The sequence below is a fragment of the Streptomyces diacarni genome (assembly GCF_003323715.1).
In the GTDB taxonomy this organism is placed as follows: Bacteria; Actinomycetota; Actinomycetes; order Streptomycetales; family Streptomycetaceae; genus Streptomyces; species Streptomyces diacarni.
Genome location: NZ_QOIN01000045.1, coordinates 241990 through 249199, shown reverse-complemented (window position 1 = coordinate 249199; position 7210 = coordinate 241990). Strand labels below are relative to the sequence as shown.

7 protein-coding genes, 1 pseudogene and 1 riboswitch are annotated in these 7210 nt (G+C 74.1%); of the genes and pseudogenes, 3 read left to right on the top strand and 5 right to left on the bottom strand.

All coding sequences use genetic code 11. The annotated features are described in order from the left end of the window. Positions 1–181: 181 nt before the first annotated feature. Both DTL70_RS16995 and DTL70_RS16990 read left to right on the top strand, forming a co-directional pair. Positions 182–1030 (top strand): annotated as a pseudogene (locus DTL70_RS16995) (uroporphyrinogen-III synthase); the annotation flags it as partial. A 100-nt stretch (positions 1031–1130) separates the two neighbouring features. Further along, positions 1131–1249: riboswitch (SAM riboswitch) on the top strand. Between the two features lie 206 nt (positions 1250–1455). Further along, complete coding sequence (locus DTL70_RS16990; RefSeq protein WP_114022774.1) at positions 1456–2916, top strand: aminotransferase class V-fold PLP-dependent enzyme; 1461 nt, start codon at positions 1456–1458, stop codon at positions 2914–2916. 54 nt (positions 2917–2970) lie between these two features. Here DTL70_RS16990 and DTL70_RS16985 read toward each other — a convergent pair whose 3' ends face one another. Further along, positions 2971–3630, bottom strand: coding sequence for an NAD(P)-dependent oxidoreductase (locus DTL70_RS16985; protein WP_114022773.1), 660 nt, complete (start codon positions 3628–3630; stop codon positions 2971–2973). Between the two features lie 51 nt (positions 3631–3681). Further along, positions 3682–4935 carry an MFS transporter gene (locus DTL70_RS16980; RefSeq protein ID WP_181860954.1) on the bottom strand — a complete coding sequence of 418 codons (1254 nt, stop codon included), beginning with the start codon at positions 4933–4935 and terminating at the stop codon, positions 3682–3684. Between the two features lie 95 nt (positions 4936–5030). Between DTL70_RS16980 and DTL70_RS16975 the strand changes: the two genes are divergently transcribed. Beyond that, the gene (locus DTL70_RS16975) at positions 5031–5960 is read left to right on the top strand and encodes a LysR substrate-binding domain-containing protein (protein ID WP_114022772.1); all 930 of its coding nucleotides are present in this window, start codon (positions 5031–5033) and stop codon (positions 5958–5960) included. Here DTL70_RS16975 and DTL70_RS16970 read toward each other — a convergent pair. The 3 genes from DTL70_RS16970 to DTL70_RS16960 are packed head-to-tail and all read right to left on the bottom strand — an operon-like array spanning position 5957 to position 7175. Further along, positions 5957–6373, bottom strand: coding sequence for an SMI1/KNR4 family protein (locus tag DTL70_RS16970; RefSeq protein ID WP_114022771.1), 417 nt, complete (start codon positions 6371–6373; stop codon positions 5957–5959). The two genes, DTL70_RS16975 and DTL70_RS16970, sit on opposite strands and share 4 nt — an antisense overlap. A gap of 38 nt (positions 6374–6411) precedes the next feature. Next, on the bottom strand, positions 6412–6777 hold the full coding sequence (locus tag DTL70_RS16965; RefSeq protein WP_114022770.1) for a hypothetical protein: 366 nt from the start codon (positions 6775–6777) through the stop codon (positions 6412–6414). Then, positions 6774–7175: a hypothetical protein gene (locus DTL70_RS16960; RefSeq protein WP_245979415.1), complete on the bottom strand. Its 402-nt coding sequence runs from the start codon at positions 7173–7175 to the stop codon at positions 6774–6776. The genes DTL70_RS16965 and DTL70_RS16960 overlap by 4 nt, the downstream gene beginning before the upstream one ends. Between the last annotated feature and the right edge of the window lie 35 nt (positions 7176–7210).

Sequence of the window (7210 nt, the reverse complement as noted above, 5' to 3'; positions counted from 1 at the left end):
AAGCCCTCCTCTGCCTCGCCCGACGACGCGCCGACGTGCTCTTCGCCATGCTCCGCGACGGCACCCTCTACCAACCGCCAACACCTTCAACGGCTTGACCAAACCCATAGAGGCACCCCCCGCATACGCTGACGCTACGGTCGGTTCGAACACGACTTGTTCCTCTCCGAAGGGAGACGCTGTGCCGGAACCCCGACCCCCGTATGGGCCCACGGGCACCGGAGCGGTCCCGCCCCTGACCGGTTACACCGTCGCCGTGACGGCCGCGCGCAAGGCCGAGGAACTCGGCGCGCTGCTCCAACGGCGCGGCGCCCACGTCCGCTACGCCCCCGCGCTGCGTATCGTCCCCCTCACCGACGACGCGGAACTGCGCGCCGCCACCCGGCAGCTGGTCGCCGACCCCCCGCACCTCACCGTCGTCACCACGGGTATCGGCTTCCGCGGCTGGATGGAGGCGGCCGACGACTGGGACACGGGCGGAGCGCTGCGGGGCGCGCTCGCCGGGGGCGAAGTCCTCGCCCGAGGCCCCAAGGCGTGCGGGGCCATCCGCGCCGCCGGGCTCCGCGAAGCCTGGTCGCCCGCCTCCGAGTCCACCGCCGAAGTACGCGCACACCTGCTCGCCCGGGGGGATCTGAGGGGGCTGCGGGTGGCCGTCCAGCTCCACGGAGAACCCCTCGGGGGGTTCCTCGACGCACTGCGCGCCGCGGGCGCCGACGTCGTCCCCGTGCCCGTCTACCGCTCGACACGGCCGCTCGACCCCGCACCCCTCGACCGGCTGATCGAGGCCCTGATCGCCGGTGAGGTCGATGCCGTCACCTTCACCAGCGCCCCCGCCGTGGCGGGCCTGTTCGGCCGCGCCGAGGAGAGCGGCTCTGCGGACGCGCTGACGCGGGCCCTGCGCGGTCCTGTCCAGGTGGCCTGCGTCGGTCCGGTCACCGCCGCGCCGCTGCTCGAGCGGGACGTGCCCGCGTACTGGCCCGACCGCTTCCGTACGGGCGCGCTCGTGCGGAAGCTGTGTGAGCGGCTGCCGAGGTGACGGACCCCGGCGGCGGACCCCGGCGGCGGGGGCCCGTCCGGATCGTGGACGTACGGGTGTGCCCCGAACACACCGTGTGGCATACTCCAGCCCAGGTCACGAGCGACAGCGATCAAGGCCCCGGCCCGCTGTCCGGCAACCCTCCGTCCGTGGCGGGGTGCCCCGGGTGATGACCAGGCCGTAGGACAGCAAGGTCTGCGGCAAGCGCGGATCCCTCTCCGCCAGGGGTCCTGGTCTGCGAGGGAGTCTTTCGTGAGCAAGCGAATGCGCTAGGGCCGGATCGGCCCCTTTCCCGTCTGCCGTCAGGCGCGCCGTGATGCCGTCTGACGCCGGGCACAAGGCGCTGTCGTCTGCCGTCCGACAGCGAGGCGGTGTCGTCGCCGCCGCTCGTCGTTCACCCCTGCCCATGGAGCTTCCCCATGCCGTTCAATGCCGCTTTTGCCCCGATTGATCCGTCCTGTGCGCGGGAGGCGGCGGCCTCCGCGCCGGAGACGTCGCCGGCCCCCGCCAAGAAGGCCGGAGGGCCCCTCTCGGTCCTCGGCCGCGACGTCCGCGTGCCCCTGGTCACCGGTGGGGAGGTGACGTACGCGGCCCTCGACTACGCCGCGAGCGCCCCCGCGCTCCAGCGGGTGTGGGACGACGTCGCCGCGTACGCCCCGTACTACGGCAGCGTGCACCGCGGAGCCGGCCACCTCTCCCAGCTGTCGACCGAGCTGTTCGAGCAGAGCAGGCGAACCGTCGCGGAGTTCCTCGGATGCCGCGAGGGCGACCAGGTGGTCTTCACCCGCGCCACCACCGATTCCCTCAACCTCCTGTCGGCGGCGCTGCCGCAGGGCACGCGGGTCTTCGTGTTCGAGACGGAGCACCACGCCGCTCTGCTGCCGTGGCGCACGCACGACGTCACGTACCTGGACGCGCCCCGTTCGCCCGAGGCCGCCGTCGCGACCCTCGAGGCGGCGCTGCACGGCGCACCCGCCGGGCCGAAACTGGTGTGCGTGACGGGGGCCTCGAACGTCACCGGAGAGGTGTGGCCGGTCCGTGAGCTGGCGCGGGCCGCGCACCGGCACGGGGCGCGGCTCGTGCTGGACGCGGCGCAGCTCGCCCCGCACCGCCCCGTCAGCCTCGCCGAACTGGAGGCCGACTGGGTGGCGCTGTCGGGGCACAAGCTGTACGCGCCCTTCGGTGCGGGCGTCCTGGCGGGTCGCACCGACTGGCTCGTGCAGGCGGAGCCGTATCTCGCGGGCGGCGGTGCCAGCCGCCGGGTGGCGCGGGGCGCGGACGGCGGCGTCGAGGTGGAGTGGCACACCACCGCCGCCCGGCACGAGGCGGGTTCGCCGAACGTGATCGGCGCCTACGCCCTCGCCGCCGCCTGCCGCGCCCTCACGGAGGCGGGGTTCGACGGCCTGGTCGCCCGCGAGGAGGAGCTGCTGGCCCGGCTGCGTGCCGGTCTCGCCGACGTCCCCGAGGTGCGGGTCCTCTCCCTCTTCGGCGAGGGTGCCGACCAGGTGGGCGTCGTCTCCTTCGTCGTCGAGGGCTGGAACGGCTCGCACTTCGCCGCCGCCCTGTCGGCCGAGTACGGCATCGGCGTCCGCGACGGCCTGTTCTGCGCCCACCCGCTGCTGCGCACTCTCCTCGGCCGGGAGGGCGACGCTCCCGGCGAGTGCGGGGCGCCCGAGGCCGCGCCGGGCTCCCCGTCCCCGGCCGGAGAGGCCCCCGCGCTCAACGCCGTCCGGGTCAGCTTCGGTGCGGGGACGCCCGACGAGCACGTGGACCGGTTCGTCGCCGCCGTACGGGAGCTGGTGCGGGAGGGGGCGCGGTGGAACTACCGCACCGAGGAGGGGCGTTGCGTCCCCGAGGCCCCGGACCCCGCCGCGGGCTGAACGACCTGCCGCCCGCCCGCCCCCTCGCCTTTCCGCCGCCGGGCGGACCCTGGCTCAGGAGGCCACCGTGAAGCGGGCCCGATGGTGCTTCGGCCGCTCAGCCTCATCCATCAGGGCGATGGCGAAGTCCTCCATGGAGAGGGCGGAGCGGCCTGCCTCGTCGACCAGCAACTCATCGGTGCCCAGCCGGTAGTGCCCGGTGCGGACGCCGGGAGCCAGCAGCGCGGGCGGGCTCACGTACGCCCAGTCCAGCCGCGCGGGTGCCTGCCGCAGGAGCAGCGCGTACTGCTCGTCGCAGGCCAGGGCGATGGGCCGCCACTCCTCGGGGACGTATCTGGGGTCGTCGCTCACCCGGACGCGCCCGTCGGTGCCCGGAACCGTCAGGCTTCCCGCGCCGCCGACCAGCAGCAGCCGCACGCCGGTGCGGGCCAGCCCCGCCAGCAGCCCGCGCGCCGCCAGTACCAGGCCCTCCTCGTTGCCGGGCGCGGGGCGGGTGGCGCTGACGACCAGGTCGTGACCCGTGCTGAGAGCGGCGACGTCGCCGGCGTCGGCCGCGTCGCCCACCCGGTGCGTGGCGCCCGGGTGCAGGGCGGGGAAGCGGGCCGGGTCGCGGACCACGGCGCTGACCTCGTGGCCGCGCGCGAGGGCCTCGGTGACGACCCGGCTGCCGACGTTGCCCGCCGCGCCGAAGACTGCGATGCGCGTGGTGTCCAACTCCTGGGTGACGATGCGGATGTGTCGATGAGTAGAGCTGTCGATGAGTGGTCAGTGTGAGCTCAGGTGCGCGGCGCTGAGCCGCTCCAGGCCCCACACCGCCAGCGCGGCCGCCGCGAGCCCCGCGCCCAGCAGGCACACCCCGCTCCAGCCGGCGCGCGCCCACACCAGGGCGGTCAGCGCCGAACCCGTGGCGCCGCCGATGAAGAAGCTGGTCATGAAGACGGAGTTGAGGCGGTTGCGGGCCTCGGGGCGCAGCGCGTAGAGCACCGTCTGACTGCTGTTGAGGACGGCCTGCTGCCCGACGTTCAGCGCGACGACGCCCACCGCCAGCCACGGCAGCGACCGCCCGCCGGCCAGGAGCAGCAGCCAGCCGCCGCCCAGCGTCGCGATGCCGCACCCGGTCACGTACTGCACGAGTCCCCGGTCGTTGAGCCGCCCCGCGAAGGTCATCGTCACCACGCCGACCACCCCGAGGAGGCCGAACAGCCCGATCCGCGACTCCGACCAGCCGAAGGGCGGCCCGGCCAGCTGGAACGTCAGCGCGGTCAGCTGCACGCTGTAGGCCGCCAGGGACAGGGCGCCGATCGCCGACCGCCAGCGCAACAGCGGTATCTCGCGCAGCAGGGAGAGCGAGGAGCGCAGCAGCGCCGGATACGGCAGCCGGGCGGTGGACCGTACGCGCGGCAGGTGACGGTGCAGGAGGAACGCCATCACGGCCACCGGTATCGCGCTGACCCAGTAGACGGTGCGCCAGCCGCCCAGCCCGGCCAGCACACCCGAGACGGTGCGGGCCAGCAGCCCGCCCAGCAGCACGCCGGACATCACGGTGGCCACCGCACGGCCGCGCGCCTCGTCCGGCACGAGGGCGGCCGCGTATCCGACGACGACCTGGGCGCCCACCGCCGTCAGCGCGACGGCGACGGTGCCCGCGAGCAGCAGCGCTCCCGTGGGCGCGGCGGACGTGCACACGAGGAAGACCGCGGTCGCCGCCAGCAGTCCGACGGCGAGACGGCGCCGGTCGAGCACGTCGCCGAGCGGGACGATCAGCAGCAGGCCGAGCGCGTAGCCGGCCTGCGAGGCGGTCACCACGAACCCCGCCAGGGTGGCGCTGATGTGCAGGTCGCGGGTGATGAGGTCGAGGAGCGGCTGGGCGAAGTAGTTGCCCGCGCAGGAGAGTCCGGTGGCGGCGGCCATCAGGAGCAGCAGACCGCGGCGGGGCGTCGCAGGAGGGTGCTCGCGGGGTCCCTCTGGTGCGGTCGCGGGCGCCGTGCGGGTCCAGGGCCGGGGTGCGGTGTCGGTCATGTGCTCAGGCTGCGGCCGCCGTTGACGATGAGTCCAACACATCCTCGTCATGCGAACGATCGCGAAACGAGATGGATGTTCCTAGGCTTGCGCGCATGGAACTCCAGCAGCTGCGCTACGTCGCCGCCGTCGCCGACACCGGCGGCTTCACCCGGGCCGCCGAGCGCTGCCACGTCGTCCAGTCCGCGCTCAGCCACCAGATCGCCAAGCTGGAGAAGGAGTTGGGCGCGCGGCTGTTCGAGCGCACGAGCAGGAGCGTGCGGCTCACCCCCGCCGGTGAGGCGTTCCTGCCCGCCGCGCGGCAGTCACTGGAGGCGGCCGAACGCGCCGCCGCCGAGGTCGCCGCGGCCACCGGCGAGATCCGCGGCACCCTCGCCCTCGGCGCCATCAGCACCATCGCCTCCATCGACCTGCCCCGGCTGCTGCGCGACTACCACCACCGCTATCCGCAGGTGCGCATCAGCCTGACGTCGAGCCGCAGCGAACTGCTGGCGGAACAGGTCAGGCGCGGCACCCTCGACCTCGCCTTCCTCGGAGTGACCCCGTCCTTCCAGGCGAAGGGCGTACGGTCGCGCACCCTGGTGCGCGACCGGCACGTCGTCATGGTCGCCCCGGGGCATCCGCTGGAGGAGGAGGGCGCGGGGCGACCTCTGGAGCTGGCCCGCCTCGCCGAGGAGACGTTCGTCGACTTCGCCGCCGGCAGCCACGCCCGCGCCCAGACCGAGGAGGCCTTCGCCGCCGCAGGACTCCACCGCGACGTGGCCTTCGAGGCCTCCCACTGGGAGTTCCTCGCCGCCCTCGTCCGCAACGGCATGGCCGTCGCCATGCTCCCCTCGGCCTTCGTCTCCCAGCTCTCCGGGCTGCGCGTCCTGCCCGTCCGCGAGGGACCCCGCCGCGAGGAGCGCCTGGTGTGGAGCGCCACCCGGCTCACCCCGGCGGGCGCGGCGTTCCTGCGGGACATGGAGGAGGGCGACGAGGCGGGGCGGGGCCCCCGAGTCCCACAGGACTCCGGCGGAAGGCGCTAACCGCCCAGCGCCAGGCGCAGGTAGTCGTCCAGCCCTGCCGCCGCCCACGTGCGCGAGTCGGTCTCGTGTTCCCAGACGAACACGTCCTCCTCCCGCCTCGGTACCCGCACGAAAGCGAACTGGTCGCCGCCCCCGTCGTAGCCGAAGAACAGCAGCGGCTCGAACGGCATGTAGAGCCCGGCGAACTCGGGCGAGGAGCGGAACGCGGCGTTGTCGGCCGCGATCCGCGCGGCGCTCCACACCACGTCCGTGCCGTCCTCGTCGCGTACGCCGTCGCACTCCCGCAACAGCGCGGCGAGCGCCTCGGGCAGCGGCTGCCCGAGAACCCGCGGGATCTCGGCGAGCGCCCGTCCGGTCGCGGGAGCCGCGGGCACGGCTTCGGGGTCGCGGGCCAGTATCCGTTCGCGCCACATGAGGGAGAGGATCCCAGACTCGTCGGCGGAACCACCCGTCAGCGGAACTCGTGCACGACCTCGATCGGCCCCACGAGGTGCGCGTTGAACTCGTCCAGCTCCTCGGCGGGCACCCACAGTTCGAGGATCGTCTCGCCACCCGCCTGCCGCACGGGATACCGGGCGAGGAAGGCCGACTCGACGGCGAAGCGCGTCACATAGCCCGCCCCGTCGTGCTTGACGTTCCAGTCGCGGGCGATGCGGACCGCGTAGTCCTCGTTCAGCACGGGGTAGAAGAGCGGCTGCTCCGGCAGCCGTGCGGGCCACGCACGCCAGCCCGACTCCCGTACCAGCTGAAGCTCCTTCGGGCCCGTGGGCCGCCACAGCGTGGTCGTCGCCTTCTCCGCCGTCCCCTGCGTACTCATCCCGGCACGCTACCGACGCCCGCACGCAGGCGACCACCCGATTCCACCGCCCGCGCCAAGGGCGCGCACGTCACCAGCACGAACACCCCGAACAGCGTGATCGGCAGCAGTCCCACGGGCCGCAGCGCCCAGCCCGGGTCCTCGCGCACCCACTGCCAGTCCACGACCCAGTTCGCCACCACGTCCGCGGTCATCACCGCCCCCGCCAGCCACACCCCGGCAGCGCGCGCCCCCGCGACGAGGACGGCCACGAGCGGGTCCAGCACCACGAGCCCCACGAAGAACACCTGCCACGGCACGGCCGCGACCGGGGCGTACACGTGGATACCGCCCCGCAGCAGGTCGAACAGGTGGGCGCAGCCCCCTTCCAGGAACCCCACCAGGTAACCCGCCGCCACCCACCGCCCCCACCGCGGCACCGGCCTCCACCGCA

Coding starts and splice junctions, on each gene's coding strand:
- DTL70_RS16990 (WP_114022774.1), top strand. CDS start 1,456: ATGCCGTTCAATGCCGCTTTTGCCCCGATTGATCCGTCCTGTGCGCGG.
- DTL70_RS16980 (WP_181860954.1), bottom strand. CDS start 4,935: ATGACCGACACCGCACCCCGGCCCTGGACCCGCACGGCGCCCGCGACC.
- DTL70_RS16975 (WP_114022772.1), top strand. CDS start 5,031: ATGGAACTCCAGCAGCTGCGCTACGTCGCCGCCGTCGCCGACACCGGC.
- DTL70_RS16970 (WP_114022771.1), bottom strand. CDS start 6,373: ATGTGGCGCGAACGGATACTGGCCCGCGACCCCGAAGCCGTGCCCGCG.
- DTL70_RS16965 (WP_114022770.1), bottom strand. CDS start 6,777: ATGAGTACGCAGGGGACGGCGGAGAAGGCGACGACCACGCTGTGGCGG.